Raw genomic sequence first — 17,279 nt, 5'->3', positions numbered from 1 at the left:
ATGGCCGGTCCAAGTATATCTGGACTTACACTTATATGAACTCGCTGAACATATTCTTAAGACGTTCCACCAAACCGGGCTTCTTCCCGGTATCTTGGCTTGGAACGGCGTTCTGCTTGTTTCGGTTGACCGTTTTCTTGTTGCCGCTTCCTCCGCCACTGTTGCGTCCCCGGTAGCTGCGGACAACATTGTGCAGGATGCCTACACCACCGGTGAAACCAGGGTCCCGGACACCGATATAATCAGGCACAGCTATGCGTACAGAGGCAGATAGTTCAGTTTGCGCCGCCTTCAAAACACCAGGCATGGATACAGTTCCACCCGTAAGTATATAACCTCCGGGAAGCTCCGTGTAACCAAGCCGTTTCACTTCTTGGCGGATCAGATGAAAAATCTCCTGCACTCTTGGCTCGATAATTGCAGCCAAATCTTCCTGGTTGAACTCTTTTTCAACATTGCTTCCGATACGTAACACCTTGAATACTACATCCGAAGCGGCATCATCAACCCAGGCGCAGCCATATTTCAGCTTGACCTTCTCTGCCTGGTCTGTGAGTGTCCGAAGTCCGTAGGCAATATCATTCGTTACAAATTCTCCGCCGATCGGAATCGTGGATGTTGCACAAAGGGAACCCTCTTCATATACGGCTATCGTCGTTGAACCTGCACCGATGTCTACCAGTACAGCGCCCATTGATTTCTCATCTTTGGAAAGCGCCAATCCACCAGCTCCAAGAGACATCAGCACAAGATCTTTAACTTTCAGCCCTGATTTCTCTACACAGCGAAGCAGATTATGTATTGGCGTTTTGGCTCCGGTAATGATCGTTGCCTCAACTTCCAGACGGACACCGATCATTCCGCGCGGATCCTGGATACCTTCAAGACCGTCTACGATATATTGTTTGGCGACAACATCAATCACTTCGCGTTCAGGAGGCAGTGCGATGACTTCCGCAGCTTTGATTACCCGGTCAATGTCATCCTCACCAATCTCACGGTCCTCATTCTGAACAGCTACAACACCGTGACTGGACTGTAGTCCGATATGATTGCCGGATATGCCGACGTAGACCTCGGAAATTTGGATGCCTACCATTTGCTCCGCATGGTCTACCGCACTTTTGATCGATTGCACAGTCTGGTCGATATCTACTATCGCACCTTTCCGTATTCCTTCTGAATCAGCAGATCCAACGCCAATAATATTAAAGGTTCCATTGGTAACTTCCCCAATTATTGCCCGAACTTTGGATGTACCGATGTCCAAACTAACAATGATGTCATTGTTGCTCAAGCTCTATGGCACCTCCTGTTATGATCAAAATAGATGGTGAAGCCAGTAAAACAGTTTGCTCCCGGTCCCGGGAAACTTCTCTGTACATATTCAACATACCTAATCCTTTCCCTCTTTTTTCTACAATTTTTTTGATTGGAATAATATAACAAGCATTCCGCATAAACATAGATGCTTTCCTAAAAATCAATGAAACTAGAAGACTATACAGTAAAATAAGTGTAAACAAGAAACATCATCCATATTTACGGCATTCGTTCAAAAAATCCGGAGAAAAAAGAGGGATCCAGCTTATTGCCCGTAAATCCGATTGTAGCATTTTTCCCGCTCTATTAGTAGGGACTATTTACTCTTGTGTGTCTGCTTTGTCCTCATTTGTTTCTTGTGGAGCTTGAAACGGAACATAGGAATCGGCTTCCAGCATCTTAATCAGTCCAGGTTCCTCGGTCTCAATGACCTGATTCAAATATTCCACCTTATCCTTAAGCAGAGAAATCGCTGTTATGACTTCAAAATGCGAACGTGTATAAAGCTTAATCCGGTCCGGAAAGGATAGCGTCGGTGAAGGTACGATCTCGGAAATATCACCGGTCAGTTCATTGGGAATGCTGGCGAGTACCTGGCACAGCTTGGCCTTATAAAGGTCCTTAGCGTCCCAGCCTGTCAGAATAGGCTTCTCCACCGCAATTCCGGACTCATTCACGCCTACAGCCGCCCCGCTGGACAGAATGGCTTCAAGTTCACCTGACGGGTCCAATTCATAAGCAACTGCAGGATATTCCTTGATAGTAATGGTAACCGTGCCAGGAAAACTTTTGATTACCGAAGCCTCTTGGATGGTCTTAAGCTCCTTCAGGGAATTCTTCACGGATGTCTTAGAGACGGCAAAGAACTGTCCTCCGACCGAAAGCCCGCTTTGGGACATCAGCTCTTCCCGGGTCGTGTACTTATTACCCTGAAAGTGAATCTCTGTAATGCGGCTGAGCGACGAACGAAAAAAAATCACGGCCAGCAGCGCAATGAACAGCAGCAGCAGGATCATTGTGACCTTCCGGCTCATTTTTTTGCTTGGCTTGTCCTCTTTAAGCAGAGGTAAACGGGTTTTAGGCATTCTCATATCTCCGTAATAAGGCCCTGTCTCCTTCCCTCGCGTGAAGCTGAAGGAGACAGGGAGCTTTAATTGGCCAAATCTAACGGACCCGGCACAGGTACTTTGCGGCTGATGCGTGCTCCAAGCTTCTGGAACAGCTTCTCAATGCCATCATATCCGCGGTCAATATGGTGCGCCTGCTCAACTACCGTAGTACCTTGAGCTGCGAGTCCAGCGATCACCAGGGCAGCCCCTGCCCTCAGGTCGGTAGCTTCCACCGTAGCTCCGTATAACCTCTGCACCCCGCGTATAAATGCACGGTTCAGATCAATAGAGATATCCGCACCCATACGGGCCATTTCCTCTACATGCTTGAAGCGTCCCTCGAATACAGTCTCTTTGATCACACTGAATCCTTCGGCCAGTGACAGCAGTACCATCACTTGAGACTGCAAGTCTGTGGGAAAGGAAGGGTAAGGAGAGGTTACGATTCTCTCTACCGCACGGGGACGTCCCATACAGCTGATATTAATTATATCATTGCACACTGTAATTTGAACACCAGCCCGTCTAAGCACATGAATAAGCGAGGTTAGATGCCCGGCATTCGTATGGGTCAATGTCACATTTCCACGTGTCGCAGCCGCTGCGATCATCACTGTACCGGCTACAATCCGATCCGGGATCACCTCGTAGCTGCAGGGCTGCAGTTTTTTGACCCCTTGAATCGTAATCGTATCGGTACCTGCGCCTATGATCTGAGCACCCATTTTGTTCAGATAATTCTGGAGATCCTGAATTTCAGGTTCTCTGGCCGCGCCAGATATCGTTGTAGTGCCTTCCGCCATAGCAGCGGCCATCATAATATTCTCTGTCGCCCCGACACTCGGATAATCCAGATGAATATCGCTTCCCGTCAGCTTGGCAGCCCGGCAGGAAATCCGTCCGTTAACTTCCTCAATCTCCGCACCTAGCTGTTTGAGCCCCTGGAGGTGAAGATCAATCTTGCGTTCGCCGATCGCACAGCCTCCCGGCTGGTAAATCGTCACCTCGCCAAATCTGCATAACAGCGGCCCCATCAGAAAAATTGAGGATCTCATCTGCCGCATCAGATCCTCTGGAACATGGGAAGTATCCACAGACGAAGTATCCATCGTTACTGTATCGTCCTCGTGAGCGCAACTGCACCCCAGCCGTTCCAGAATGTGCAGCATCGTCTCAATGTCCAGCAGCTTCGGCACATTATGCAGTGAGTGAACTCCTTCGGCAAGCAGGCTAGCCGCCAGAATCGGCAGTGCCGCATTTTTTGCTCCATGGATACGTATGGTGCCTGACAGGGGGGTTCCACCCTCAATCACCAATTTGTCCAATGTATCACCTCCGAGATTACCGCTCACCCACCACAAGCACTTCCTGTACAAAAATCAATTACGGTCAGGAAAAGCAGTCCGTGCCCGCATTTCATGGACCGGAAGTGCTCTGGGTGATAGTCACGATTATAGGATTATCCTATGTTCGTGCCCTCGGGTGTGTGACAGTGAAGACCAATAACAGGAAGTGGCTTCCAGCCTGATGGAAGCAAGTCTCTCCGCTATGACTTCCGCATTGCGGCCAGCCTGCGCAGCTCGCTAACGACAAGTGCCGCAGAATCCCTTTTGCCTAAACGCCGCGAGGCTTCAGACATTTGCTTGCGCACGGACTCCGCACTGATAATTTTCTGTACAGCCTCCATCAGTGACTGGCCGTTCAAATCCTTCTCAAGCAGCACGACAGCTGCGCCTTCACGTTCCAATTGTCTTGCATTCGCCTCCTGGTGATTATTCGTCACGTTAGGGGACGGGATTAGAACAGAGGGAATACCTAGTGCAGTAATTTCAGCCAGAAATGAAGCGCCCGCCCGGTTCACGATAAGGGAAGTACAAGCCAGCACCTCAGGCATATTATGGATGTAAGGGAGAAGATGCAGCCAATTCGGCACGCCTCCCAGCTTTTCGCGCAGAGCTTTGCGGGTTTCTTCGAAATAGGACTCACCAGTTACATATACATAATGAACACCATTACCCTTACCCACAAATGGAGCCATCTCAATCATAGCCTGATTTATGGCTCTTGCTCCGCCGCTGCCGCCGACCATCAGAACCACCGTACTACCCTCAGGAATACCGAGTGAAGCAAAGCCGCGCTGGGGGTTCGCGGTGGTTACAGTGGTCGCCCGGGGATTCCCGGTATAGATTACATTTTTCCCACCGGGAAACGCCGACTCCGTTCCTTCAAAGCTAACGGCAACCGTATCAGCATAGCGGCTGAGAAAACGGTTCGTCAGCCCCGGTATCGCGTTCTGCTCATGAATAAGGGTAGGAATTCCAAGTTTGGAGGCCGCATAAACCACCGGTCCGCATACGTAACCGCCGGTGCCGATCACGACATCCGGCTTAAATTCCCTGAGCATTGCCTTGGAGGCTTTGACCCCTTTCAGAAAACGCATCACAGTCTTCACATTGTCCATAGATAGCTTGCGGCGGAAACCTGTGATATCAATCGATTTGAACGGAAGGTTCTCTTGCGGAACCAGCTTGCTCTCCAGCCCACGCTTTCCGCCAATATACAGAAAAGCCGAGCCTTCTTCTTCCGCTTCCAGTTGCCTTGCAACAGCGACAGCAGGATAAATATGTCCGCCTGTGCCGCCGCCGCTTAATACGATACGCATGTCTTTCACCTCGCATAACGGGATAGGTTAAGTAAAATGCCGAGCGCTGTGAGCATTAGAGTCAGCGATGAGCCCCCATAGCTGATCAGCGGAAGCGTGATGCCTGTAACCGGCATTAGGCCGATGACAACGCCAATGTTGATGATGACCTGAACGGCCACCATACAGACGATGCCTACCGCCAAATAGCTGCCGAACCGGTCGGGCAAACTCATTGCCACCTTCATCCCCCTCCAGATCAGAATCAGGAACAGGGCCAGTACAATCAGCCCACCAATGAAACCAAGCTCCTCGGCCAAAATGGAAAAAATAAAATCGGTCTGCGGCTCAGGCACGTAGCTGTACTTTTGCCGGCTCATGCCAAGTCCCAGACCGCCAAGACCGCCGGGGCCAATTGCATAGAGCGATTGGATAATCTGATAGCCCTTCCCCAGCGGATCGGACCAAGGATCCAGAAATGCTGTAATCCGCTGCAGACGGTAAGGAGCTGCAGCAACCAGCGCAGCAAACCCAACCACTCCCAAAGAGCCCAGGGAGAGCAGATGCTTCATACGCGCTCCGGCAGTAAAAATCATCATGAGGGCAGCGCCGAACATGACGGTGCCAGTCCCCAGATCCGGCTGGAGCATAATAAGGGCAAATGCGGAGCCGATCAGTGCGAGCGGGGGCAGCAACCCTTTTGTGAAGGCAGAGATATCATAATCATCCTTTCCCAGCCAATTGGCGAGAAAGAGGATCATCCCCATCTTCATGAATTCGGAGGGCTGAATCCCGAAAGAACTGATGCCGAGCCAGCTTCGGGCTCCGCCGCGCACAACGCCGATACCGGGGATCAGCACCATGACAAGCAGAATGAAGCAGATCAACAGCGCGGGTCTGGCAAATCTCTTCAGCACCAGATAATCGGTGTTCGCGGTAACGAACATTGCGCCAAGACCAAGCCCCGCAAACAACAGCTGCCTTTTGACAAAATAAAACGAATCGCCATAATTGCGGAAGCCCAAAACAGAACCTGCGCTGTAAACCATCACCATGCCGATTGCCAGCAGGGACAGAATTGCCATCAGTATCCAGATATCGGGCGCATGACGGGATTTGTTCATCAGGAGCACACCTCTTGCATCCGTAGTAGGGGCTTATCCACCCCCCTACTTAAAGGTTATGCACCGCCTCTTTAAAAATACGCCCGCGCTCCTCATAGGATGTAAACATATCCCAACTGGCGCAGGCAGGAGACAGGAGAACAATATCTCCCGCTTCCGCCAGTGCGGAAGCCTCCCGCACGGCCTCTTGCAGCACGGCGGCGGCGCTCTCCCCATTATCGACGGAGATGATGCGCTTTACTCCTGCCATGCCTGCGACGGCCGCGAGCTTGTCCTTGGTCTGTCCGAGCGCTACAAGCGCTTTGACGCCGCCGAGGACAGGCAATAGTTCCATATAATCGGAACCGCGGTCGAGTCCGCCGGCAATCAGAACAACCGGCTTCCGGAAGGAGGCAAGCGCCATTGAGGTGGCTTTGGAGTTGGTGGCTTTGGAGTTGTTGTAATAAGCGGCTCCCGCTTTATCTGCTACATATTCCAGCCGGTGCTCGACACCTCTGAAATTTGCCAGCACTTCGGCAAGTCCGGCAGGGTCTGCACCTGCGGCGATGGCAATCCCACAGGCAGCTAGAGCATTCTCCACATTGAAGCGGCCCGGCAGTCCGATGGTATCAACGTCAGCAATTTCTGTCTCACTCTCGGAATAGTCCCGATAGACAATTACCCGCTTAAGGTCATCTTCGGTACCCTGAACAAATGAAGGACGGACAAAGACACCCTGAACCAGCTCTTCGGTCATTGAAAATGGCAAGATTCCTGCTTTGATATAAGGCACTAGCTCTCTACAGACAGGGTCATCCCAGTTCAGCACCGCTGTGTCGCTTGGCCCTTGTCGCTCAAACAGCTTGGCCTTGGAAGCAATATAATCCTCCATACCGCCATGATAGTCCAGATGGGTCTCTGCCACATTCAGCAGACAGCCTATCTTAGGGCGGAACTCTTTTGTACCTTTGAGTTGAAAGCTGCTAAGCTCGACTACCATCCAATTGTCATCATGAGCCTCCTGTGCGGCCTGACAGAGCGGTGTGCCGATGTTCCCGGCCACAATAGGGTTCATTCCCGCAGCGTCCAGCATACGCCCCACCCAGGTGGTTGTCGTCGTCTTACCGTTGGAACCGGTAATACCAATCATAGGTGCTGCGCAAAGGTGGTAAGCCACCTCCACCTCAGTCACTACCTCGATACCCAGCTCCATTGCTTTTTGCACCGGAGGGACAGAATAGGGAATTCCCGGATTCTTCACTACCAGGCTCACCCCTGGATGAATTAATCCCTCCGGGTGACCTCCGCATATAACAGAAATTCCCAAAGATTCCAATTCGGAAGCTTCGGGACTTTGATCTCTTTCTTTTTTGTCATTGACCGTTACAACGGCGCCGTGCTCATGCAGCACCTTGGCCACCTGGACACCGCTTTTGGCAAGGCCCAGGACGACCACTTCTTCACCTCGGTATTCATCCGGATGCTTCATTCTTTACAACCCCTTGCTTAAGATTAGTCCTACCGCCGCCAGTACCAGGCTCACCGCCCAGAAGGAGACAACTACCCGCCATTCCGACCAGCCGCCAAGCTCAAAATGATGATGGATCGGGCTCATGCGGAAAATGCGTTTGCCGCGGGTTTTAAATGAGGCCACCTGCAGCACGACAGATAGCATTTCAATAACGAATACACCGCCGATGACAACAAAAAGCAGCTCGCTTTTGGTAACAATGGCAATCGCACCAATGGCTCCACCAATGCCGAAGGATCCGAAATCGCCCATAAATACCTTCGCTGGATGTGCATTGAAGACGAGAAAGCCAAGTACCGCCCCGATCATTGCCGCCGCACAAACACCTGCCGCAATCGAGGTAGCCTGCATAGCCACTACGGCAAAAGCAGCTAGGGCAATCGCACTGACGCCCGACAGCAGCCCATCTACTCCATCGGTAAAATTCACTGCATTCGTTACAGCCATCATCATAATGATAATGAACGGATAGTAAAACCAGCTTCCCCAATCAAAGCTGATCGAAGTTCCCGGGATGCTGATTCCGGTATTGTGCCCGGCGTTAATCAGCAGCCCGCACATTACGGCACCAACCAGCAGCTGACCCAGCAATTTCTGGCGCGGTGTCAGCCCCAGTGAACGCTTGAACGCAATTTTGATATAATCGTCCAGGAAGCCGATTAGCCCATAGCCGAGCGTAGCTACCAAGAGGACATAAAAGTCTGAATCTACAACCGAAAATTTCAAAAAAGACAGCGTGAACGCCACCATGATGATAATTCCGCCCATCGTAGGCGTTCCGGCTTTTTTCAAGTGAGTCTGAGGTCCGTCATCACGAACCTGCTGTCCAAATTTCATCCTCCGCAGCAGCGGAATGAAGAGCGGAGCGGCAATGACCGCAAGGATAAAGGACACAGCAATAGTCAGCAGAAGTAATTGATAATCCATGGGTACACCCCCTCCTATTTGTCTGGATCTGTCTGAGAGTGCTCATTCAAGCTGTGCAGCACTTCCTCAAGGCGCATTCCCCTTGAAGCTTTGAAGAGTACAATATCTTTGGGATCGATTCTATTAAGCAAGGCAGCTGTAAGCTCCTTTTTATCCATAAAAGCAAATACGCGTTCAGGTCCAAACCGCTCCTCTGCCTTCTTGGCGATATGTGCAGAAAGAGGACCATAGGTAAAGACCAGATCCGTTAAGGATGGATCCAGGTAAGCACCGATCTCCTGATGGAAAAGCGCCTCATCCGGCCCAAGTTCCAGCATGTCCCCCAGCACAGCGATTTTTTTGCCGCTGCATTTCATGCCTTGAAGCACATCAATGGCTGCTCTCATAGAAGTTGGACTGGCATTATAGGCGTCATTCAGCATAGTAAGCCCCGAAGCTGCCAGCATCATTTCAATCCGCATCCCGGTCAGTTTAAGCTTGCTGAGGCCTTCTGCGATGCTGTCTTCGGATACGCTGTAGTGGCGGGCAACCGCCAGCGCAGCCAAAGCGTTAACCACATTATGCCGGCCCGGCAGCGGCAGCGTGAAGGCGCGCTGCGCATACAGATGGGAAGTGAAGGTCATCCCCCCGATATGGGTCATCATTCCAGAAGGATAATCATCATTGTCAGCGTTCAAGCCAAAGCGGAAGCCTTTCATTCCCTCCGGTGTATGAAAGGCGGGCTCTGCCATAACTTCGGAGAGCAATGGCTCATCACCGTTATAAACCAGGAGACCTCCCGGCTTCAGTCCTTCGGCAATTTCCAGCTTGGCCCGGGCAATTTCCTTGCGGGACCCAAGCTGCAGCAAATGGGACTCGCCCACATTGGTAATAACGGCCACATCCGGCGGCGCTAAAGAGGCAAGAAGTGCAATCTCTCCCCGCGAGCTCATCCCCATCTCCAGCACAGCGATCTGAATATCCTCACTCATGGAGAGAATCGTCAGCGGCAGACCGATATGGTTGTTGAAGTTCCCTGCAGTTTTATGGACTTTGTATTGTCCCTCCAGCAGGGCTGTAATCATATCCTTCGTAGTTGTCTTTCCGTTGCTGCCGGTGACGGCGACCACCTGTGGAGAAATTTGGCATAAATAAGCGGAAGACAGCTTCTGCAATGCAGCAAGAGTATCATCCACCAGGATCACGCCGTCCCCTGCAGGGGCAGTTCCCCTATCCCTCTGCCACAAGGTGGCAGCAGCACCTGCCGCCAAAGACGCAGCACTATAGTCATGCCCGTCAAAATGTTCCCCAACCAGCGGAACGAACAGGCAGGCAGGCGTGATTTTGCGGGAGTCGGTAACGACTCCCGCAATTCTCTTATCCATATCGTAAGCGGAGGACAGCTCTCCCCCGCACATGGTAGCGATGTTTCGCAGCGTTCTTATAATCAATAGCTTCGGCCCCTTATAACTTCTTTGGCGACGACGCGGTCATCAAAATCATGAACCACTCCGCCGATCAGTTGATAGGTCTCGTGACCTTTCCCCGCAATCAATACTACATCGCTGGGGCTTGCCATTTCAATAGCTTTTCGAATCGCTTCCCTGCGGTCCACAATCATTTCATAGTGGTCCTGTGCCACTCCGTCCTCCTGCAACCCTGCTTCAATATCCCGAAGGATAAGCAGTGGATCCTCGGTGCGGGGATTATCGGAGGTTACGAAGACATGGTCGCTGTATTTCGCAGCAATTTTTCCCATCAGCGGGCGTTTGGTCGTATCTCTGTCTCCGCCGCAGCCGAAGACGGTAAGAACCTTACCGGCAGCAAACTCACATACCGCCCGCAGCACATTTTCCAAACCATCCGGTGTGTGGGCGTAGTCTACGATTACCGCGAAGTCCTGGCCTTCATCTACTGACTCCACACGTCCAGCCACACCTGCTACAGACTCAAGGCTGGCCTTGATATCCGCAAGCGTAACATCTTCCAGCAGCGCTGCAGTGATCGCAGCCAGCGCATTATACACATTAAATTTGCCTACCATACGCAGTGAGATGTCAGTCTCTCCCTTAAACGTATCTACATGGAAGAAAGTTCCTTTGGAGGTGATGGAAATTTGCGAAGCCCGGACATTCGCTGGAGTGTCAATGCCATATGTAATGACCTCTGCGGCAGTCTGTGCAGCAAAATAAGTGCTTGCCTCGTCATCCGCATTCAGCACAGCATATTTGCGTTCTTCCTTCCATGGTGAAATCACATTCCCCATCCGGGAAAAGAACAGCCCTTTAGCCGCCCTGTACTCTTCCATCGTATGATGATAATCCAGATGATCCTGAGTCAAATTGGTAAATATGGCCGTCCGGAAATCTGTCCCCTTTACCCGTCCCTGCTCCAAGGCATGTGAGGAAACCTCCATCACACAGCACTGCACGCCTTTCTGAACCATATCATTTAGCGTACGCTGCAGCTCAAGCGATTCCTGCGTCGTACCGGAAGCCGGATAGGTCTGTCCGTCATATCTCAGCTGAATGGTTCCAATCAGCCCTGTCTTAACGTTCTGGTCCTGCATAATACGCTCTATCAGATAGGTAGTCGTCGTTTTTCCGTTCGTGCCGGTCACGCCGATCATTCTCATCCGGCTGCTCGGTGAACCAAAAAAGGCATTGGACAATACAGCCATTGCAAACCGGCAGTCATCTACTACAATCTGAGGCAAATCGATCTCAAGCTTCCGTTCACAGACCAGGGCAGAAGCGCCGTTCACTGCAGCCTGAGGAGCGAATTCATGCCCATCCACGGTAAACCCTGGCAGACAGATGAACAAATCGCCGGGCTTGACTCGGCGCGAATCCGCCTGGAGTCCCGTTATTTCCGTCTCTCCATCCCCGTATACCCGCGAAGCCGCGAGACAAGATGATAATTCATATACTTTCATAGCCATCCCTCACTCTGCATTTTTCGGAATAGAAGACGTCATCAAACATTATTTCCCATCTTCAGCGCCCATATAAATCCGTATCGTCGAACCCTGCTCGACTCTGGCTCCCGCTTTTGGCGCCTGATTAATTACGGTATTGCCTGTTCCGGAACGGGCGAGTGTAAAGTTCATGTTCAGATCCTCATAAATATCCTGTACCGTAGCCCCTGTAAGATCAGGAACCGTCACAATCGGAGTTTCACCGTATTTATAGGTTTTGGGAAGCTGATCTTTACGTTCCGGAACCTTCATGTAATGAAGGGAATCCTCCAGGATATTCTGCACGATTGGAGCTGCCACAACACCACCGAACTGAATACCCTTAGGATTATCCACTGCTGTGTACACTACGATCTGCGGATCATCCGCAGGCGCAAAGCCGATAAACGATACAATATGCTCTGTAGGAGAATACCGGCCGTTAATTACCTTTTGTGCCGTCCCTGTCTTGCCTCCCACACGGTAGCCGTCAATAAAAGCCGGCCGGCCCGTGCCTTTGGCAACCACGCTCTCAAGGGCAGCGCGCACCTTCTTCGAGGTTTCCTCTGAGATGACCTGACGCACCATCTCCGGCTGCACTTCAGAAACGGTCTCCCCGGTATCCGGATTGATCCAGGCCTTGGCGACATGCGGCGTGTAGAGCTTGCCGCCGTTGATGGCTGCCGAGACAGCGGTTATCTGCTGAATCGGCGTGACGGACACCCCTTGGCCAAACGCCGTGGTCGCCAGCTCCACGGGTCCCACCTGCGCAGGCTTAAAGAGGATTCCGCTTGCTTCACCGTTCAGATCAATACCGGTCTTGGCGCCAAATCCAAAATCACGGATATATTTGAACAAGGTATCTTTACCGAGCCGCTGTCCAAGCGCTACAAAGCCCGGATTGCAGGAGTTCTCCACCACCTCAAGGAAGGTCTGGCTGCCATGCCCGCCCTTTTTCCAGCAGCGCAGCTTGGCCCCGCCCACCTCGATATAGCCGGGATCAAAAAAGTGGTCATTCTGTAAATCCACTTTGCCTTCCTGAAGCGCAGCGGCCAAGGTAATAATTTTGAAGGTGGAACCCGGTTCATAAGTCATCCAGATGGGCAGATTCCGGTTGTAGACCTCAGCATCATATTCCTTGTAGGCTCCAGGCTCATATCCGGGTCTGCTGGCCATGGCCAGAATTTCGCCATTCTTCGGGTTCATGGCTATAGCCCAACTGCCCTGTGCCTGATACTTCACCATGGCCTGATCCAGCTCGCGTTCCATTATGGACTGGATTTGCTTGTCTATCGTCAGTTGCAGTTTAAGGCCGTCCTGAGGAGCTGAATACTTTTCCGAAGAACCCGGCATCAGCCGGCCTCCGGCATCAGACAAATAGGAAACATCCCCTGCGCTGCCCTGGAGCAGCTTGTCGTATATGCTTTCCACCCCGGTAATGCCTTGATTGTCGATACCGGTGAAGCCTAGAATATGCGCAGCCAAATCCCCGTATGGGTAAAATCGTTTGTTGTCCTCAGCCACAACGATGCCCGGCAGCTGCAAATCACGGATGCTCGCAGCCAGCTCCATCGTAATTTTGCGGCCGCCGGGCTGTAGCTTCACCGATGACTGACTTTTGGACAATAAAGTCACCAGCTTCATCTCGCTCATGCCGAGCAGTGGAGCCAGTGTCTGTGCTGTCTTTTGCTTCTCCTTCACCTGTACGGGAACTGCATACACAGTCGGCGAGCTGATATTATAAGCCAGTGCATTCCCTTCCCGGTCCAATATTTCACCGCGTTTGGCGGTAAAAGGAATATTGCGGCGCCACTGGCTTTCCGCTTTGGCACTCAATTTTTCTCCTTCGGACAGCTGCACATAAGCCAGGCGCACAGCCAGCGCGCCGAATAACAAGGCCAGTCCCAGCAGCGTCCACAGCATTCTCCGACGAGTTACGACTTTTGAAACCTTCATTCCGTCCCCCCGCTTTCGCTGTTCTAGACATGAACTCTTATCTTCATGACTATTCAGGACAAACAGGGGTTAGAACAAGCCTATGCCAGTGGCCTTATTCTTCGGGTGGTTCTTCCTCATCAGGGGGTGCAGGTATATTCTCACCGTATTCATTGATGGGTTTCAGCGACAGCGTGACCTGTGTCTTGCCGTTCTTGATCCCTTCCGTTTGCCCGGACACGTAACCCTCGCCATCCACTGAAATTCCAACCTTCAGCAGGCTGAGAATCTCCAGCGCATCTCGAAGCGACTGTCCGCGCAAATCCGGTATCACAGGCTTATCTCCCTGCTGACTCAGCAGATAGATGCGCTGACCGGAAGCAAGCATCGTCCCTTTCTCAGGGTATTGGCTGACAACGGTAGCTCCTTCCCCCACAGCTTCAAAGTCAAAGCCCTGATCAATCAGCAGTTGTCTGGCCGCCTGTACTGTTTTACCGGAGAGATCCGGAGTGGATCGCAGTGCGGCAGCAGCAGTCTTAACGGTTTTGGAAGTGCTGTTCGCAGAATTCGTGCTCACTTTTGGCACTCCCATATAAGGCAGCGCCTGCGACACAATTTCCTGGAATACCGGAGCAGCAACCGCTCCACCGCCATTCCCACCATCTTCTCCCTGCGGCTCGTCAATAATGACGATCACCGCAATTTTGGGATCATTAACCGGCGCATAGCCGATAAAGGAAGACAGTACCTTGTTCCGGTCATAATCCGTACCGTTGACCTTAATCGCAGTACCCGTCTTACCCGCTACACGATACCCTTCAATGTAGGCATGCCGTCCGGTTCCTTTGACCTGATCCGCGACCACCTGCTCCAGGTAGCCGCCGGTTTCACGGGCACTCTCCTTCGAAATCACCTGACGTACCACTTCAGGCTGGGTAATGGTCTTCTTGCCGGTATTCGGATCAGTGATTTCCTTGACCACATGCGGAACCATCAGTTTGCCGCCATTAGCGATTGCGGACACTGCCGTCAACTGCTGAATCGGTGTAACCAGCACCTTACCATGGCCATAGGCCAAGGTTGCATTTTCGACAGACTTGTTCGGGTCAGGGTTGACGATACCGATGGTTTCACCCGGCAGGTCGATTCCGGTTTTTTCATTAAAGCCAAACTCATTAATGTATTTCAGCAATCTCTCCTGACCAAGCATCTCATAGCCAAGCTTAACGAAAGCTACGTTACTTGAACGCTTAACGCCCTCCAGGAATGAGATTTTCCCCCAGCCTACTCTGTTGATGTCATGCAGCGGTCTACTGTATCCTTTGATGTAAATTTGACCGGATTGGAACTTATCATCTGGATTGAATAGTTTCTCCTGTACTACTCCGGCCAACGTAACAATCTTAAAGGTTGAGCCCGGCTCATATCTGGATTTGATCGCGTGGTTATAGAAACCTGCGGCATTCTGATTAGGATCCCAGTACTCATTGGGATTAAAGGTAGGCATATTCGCCAAACCGAGAATTTCCATCGTATTGGGGTCGGCAGCTATGACACTTATACTCTTGGGTTTGTACTTGTCATATGCCTTTTGCATAGCCTCTTGGATATAGTATTGAATCGTGCTGTCTATCGTCAGTTTGATATTGCTCCCGTTAACCACAGGCTGATAAGTATCCTGAGAATCCGGAAGCTTGATCCCTTTACCGTCACTTTGATAGAGTAGCTTGCCGTCCGTGCCTTTCAGCTGCTTGTCAAAATACTTCTCCATCCCCATGATCGCCTTGCCGTCTCTATCGGTATAACCCAATATATGAGCGGCCAGTGTATCCTTCGGATAATAGCGTTTCTGCTCTGTAACATACCCGACACCCGTTTCCCGGATATCATGTTTTTTGCCCAATTCTTCATAAAAGGCAACAACCTTATCCTTAAGCTCCTTATCTATCTTCCAGCCCTCGTTGCGGATCTCACGGTTTTTGAGATACTTGCCAGTCTTATCATCCTTGGCCTCGATCAATGGCTTCAGCTCGTCCACCGGTTTGCCCAGCAGCTTGTGCAGCCCATCAATCACTTCCTGGCCAATCCCCTGCTCGGCAATGACCTCAGGGTTGACAACAACGGTATATGCAGGCACATCACTGGCGAGGACGTTGCCGTTTCGGTCTTCAATCTCACCGCGGACCGCTTTGATGGTTGCGGAGTGGGCCCACTGCTTTGCGGCCTTATCCTGCCAGTACTCACCGTCCAGAATCTGGAGCCAAAATACCCGGCCGACTAAAACAAGAAAAAAGAGGGTAATACACCCTCCTATAAACAGCGTGCGAAGTTTTATTCTTTTCACCATAAGCCAACCTCACCAACTCTATTATTGCGATTGCCGCCAATCGCTGATTAATGGTCTCCGTCAGTGGCCGTGCTGCTCAGGGGAATATAGATGGTCGAATCCTCGGAAGGCTTGATAAATCCAAGCTCAGTAGCCCTCTGGGCCACTGTCTGCTCAAGGCTCTGCTTCTCCATCTGAAACGTTGCGATATCTTTCTTGGTTGAAGCAATTTGGGCATCCAGTTTCTGCGCCTGCAGATTCAAATCGTAAATATGGACGTAACGCCAAATCAGGGTGGCAGCCACCAGTACGAACACACCTAGTGTCAGCATGTAGAGAAGTTTCTCCTGCAGCGGAAGCACCATGCGTCTTGTGACTACTTTTGTCTTCTCGCGGTAAAGCCTGTCTGCCTCTTCTTTTCTTTTGGGTTGAACTGCTAAGTTGCCGCGGGTATAGGCCATCTCTGACTCTCCTTTATCGTTATTTACAATTTCTCTGCAATCCGCAGCTTCGCTGAACGTGCACGTGTGTTCTGCTCCAGCTCTTCTTCTGATGGAACAAGCGGCTTGCGGTTAATCAGCTTCAGTGTACCTTCGGCACCGCATACACAATATGGGAAGTCGGGCGGACATGTGCATCTGCTTAAATAGCTGCTGAAAATCTGCTTGCAAATCCGGTCCTCCAAGGAGTGAAAGGTGATCACCGATACTCTTCCTCCGGGTGCCAGGCAGCGCACCGCTGCGTGAAGCCCTTCCTCAAACGCACCCAGCTCATCATTCACAGCAATGCGGAGTCCCTGAAAACTGCGTTTCGCGGGATGTCCACCTGTTCTGCGTGCGGCTGCCGGAATGCCTTCCTTGATCAGCTCCGCCAACTCTCCCGTGCTCTCCACAGGGTGTTCTTCTCTCCGCTCAACAATCTTTCGGGCAATCCGCCGTGAGAACTTCTCTTCCCCATACTGGAAAAGCACCCGGGCAATCTCCTGTTCAGGCCAGGTATTCACTATTTCGGCTGCAGTCAGCTGAGCGGACTGATCCATCCTCATGTCCAGCGGAGCATCGTGATTATAGCTGAATCCCCGTTCCCCTTCGTCAAACTGGGGCGAGGATACACCAAGATCGTATAGAATTCCATCTACTTGGGGAACGCCATCCTTTTGCGGAACAAATGGGAGTTCCTTAAGCACTTGCTCCAGATCGCGGAAGTTGGTTTTTACCAAAACTACCTTCTCTCCGTATTCAGCGAGCCGCTCCCTAGCATTCTCCAGCGCCCAGTCATCCTGATCCAGGGCAATCAACCGGCCTTCGCCGCTGAGCTTCCCGGCAATTAGAGAACTATGTCCCGCTCCGCCTAGTGTGCAATCCACGTAGATGCCATCCTTCTTGATGTGCAGCCCTTCTGTCGCTTCTTCCTTAAGCACCGTGATGTGGTGAAACAAGCTGCATCCCT

The 17,279-nt window shown here is 51.5% G+C and carries 14 protein-coding genes; all 14 read right to left on the bottom strand.

Features of this window, described 5'->3' with window-relative positions:
- Positions 1 to 31: 31 nt before the first annotated feature.
- The 14 genes from ftsA to rsmH all read right to left on the bottom strand — a co-directional run bounded on the left by ftsA (position 32) and on the right by rsmH (position 17,268).
- Entirely contained in the window at positions 32 to 1,297 is a 1,266-nt protein-coding gene (ftsA, locus tag ACTJKB_RS07235; protein ID WP_440832875.1) for a cell division protein FtsA, read from the bottom strand.
- A complete protein-coding gene (locus ACTJKB_RS07230; protein ID WP_440832873.1) occupies positions 1,284 to 1,526 on the bottom strand; it encodes a hypothetical protein in 243 nt (80 codons plus the stop codon). The genes ftsA and ACTJKB_RS07230 overlap by 14 nt, the downstream gene beginning before the upstream one ends.
- Positions 1,527 to 1,643: 117 nt before the next feature.
- On the bottom strand, positions 1,644 to 2,408 hold the full coding sequence (locus ACTJKB_RS07225; RefSeq protein WP_440833856.1) for a cell division protein FtsQ/DivIB: 765 nt from the start codon (positions 2,406 to 2,408) through the stop codon (positions 1,644 to 1,646).
- Positions 2,409 to 2,473: 65 nt separating this feature from the next.
- Positions 2,474 to 3,757, bottom strand: coding sequence for a UDP-N-acetylglucosamine 1-carboxyvinyltransferase (gene murA / locus ACTJKB_RS07220; RefSeq protein WP_440832872.1), 1,284 nt, complete (start codon positions 3,755 to 3,757; stop codon positions 2,474 to 2,476).
- Between the two features lie 221 nt (positions 3,758 to 3,978).
- A complete protein-coding gene (gene murG / locus ACTJKB_RS07215) occupies positions 3,979 to 5,094 on the bottom strand; it encodes an undecaprenyldiphospho-muramoylpentapeptide beta-N-acetylglucosaminyltransferase (protein WP_440832870.1) in 1,116 nt (371 codons plus the stop codon).
- Between the two features lie 5 nt (positions 5,095 to 5,099).
- Positions 5,100 to 6,197, bottom strand: a complete 1,098-nt coding sequence (spoVE, locus tag ACTJKB_RS07210) for a stage V sporulation protein E (protein WP_440832868.1) — start codon at positions 6,195 to 6,197, stop codon at positions 5,100 to 5,102.
- Between the two features lie 49 nt (positions 6,198 to 6,246).
- Entirely contained in the window at positions 6,247 to 7,665 is a 1,419-nt protein-coding gene (murD, locus tag ACTJKB_RS07205) for a UDP-N-acetylmuramoyl-L-alanine--D-glutamate ligase (protein WP_440832866.1), read from the bottom strand.
- 3 nt (positions 7,666 to 7,668) lie between these two features.
- Complete coding sequence (gene mraY, locus ACTJKB_RS07200; RefSeq protein ID WP_074085654.1) at positions 7,669 to 8,634, bottom strand: phospho-N-acetylmuramoyl-pentapeptide-transferase; 966 nt, start codon at positions 8,632 to 8,634, stop codon at positions 7,669 to 7,671.
- A gap of 14 nt (positions 8,635 to 8,648) precedes the next feature.
- Complete coding sequence (locus tag ACTJKB_RS07195) at positions 8,649 to 10,064, bottom strand: UDP-N-acetylmuramoyl-tripeptide--D-alanyl-D-alanine ligase (RefSeq protein ID WP_440832865.1); 1,416 nt, start codon at positions 10,062 to 10,064, stop codon at positions 8,649 to 8,651.
- Positions 10,061 to 11,548: a UDP-N-acetylmuramoyl-L-alanyl-D-glutamate--2,6-diaminopimelate ligase gene (locus ACTJKB_RS07190; RefSeq protein ID WP_440832863.1), complete on the bottom strand. Its 1,488-nt coding sequence runs from the start codon at positions 11,546 to 11,548 to the stop codon at positions 10,061 to 10,063. The genes ACTJKB_RS07195 and ACTJKB_RS07190 overlap by 4 nt, the downstream gene beginning before the upstream one ends.
- Before the next feature lie 48 nt (positions 11,549 to 11,596).
- The gene (locus ACTJKB_RS07185) at positions 11,597 to 13,525 is read right to left on the bottom strand and encodes a stage V sporulation protein D (protein ID WP_440832861.1); all 1,929 of its coding nucleotides are present in this window, start codon (positions 13,523 to 13,525) and stop codon (positions 11,597 to 11,599) included.
- 94 nt (positions 13,526 to 13,619) lie between these two features.
- Positions 13,620 to 15,851 carry a penicillin-binding transpeptidase domain-containing protein gene (locus ACTJKB_RS07180; RefSeq protein ID WP_440832859.1) on the bottom strand — a complete coding sequence of 744 codons (2,232 nt, stop codon included), beginning with the start codon at positions 15,849 to 15,851 and terminating at the stop codon, positions 13,620 to 13,622.
- Positions 15,852 to 15,898: 47 nt separating this feature from the next.
- Positions 15,899 to 16,291 (bottom strand): hypothetical protein, encoded by a 393-nt coding sequence (locus tag ACTJKB_RS07175; protein WP_440832858.1) that lies wholly within the window; start codon positions 16,289 to 16,291, stop codon positions 15,899 to 15,901.
- A gap of 23 nt (positions 16,292 to 16,314) precedes the next feature.
- A complete protein-coding gene (gene rsmH / locus ACTJKB_RS07170; protein ID WP_440832856.1) occupies positions 16,315 to 17,268 on the bottom strand; it encodes a 16S rRNA (cytosine(1402)-N(4))-methyltransferase RsmH in 954 nt (317 codons plus the stop codon).
- Positions 17,269 to 17,279: the final 11 nt, after the last annotated feature.

Origin of the sequence: Paenibacillus sp. 22594, from assembly GCF_052044425.1 — a bacterium.
GTDB lineage: Bacteria > Bacillota > Bacilli > Paenibacillales > Paenibacillaceae > Paenibacillus_AQ.
This window is presented reverse-complemented; position numbering and strand designations above follow the sequence as displayed.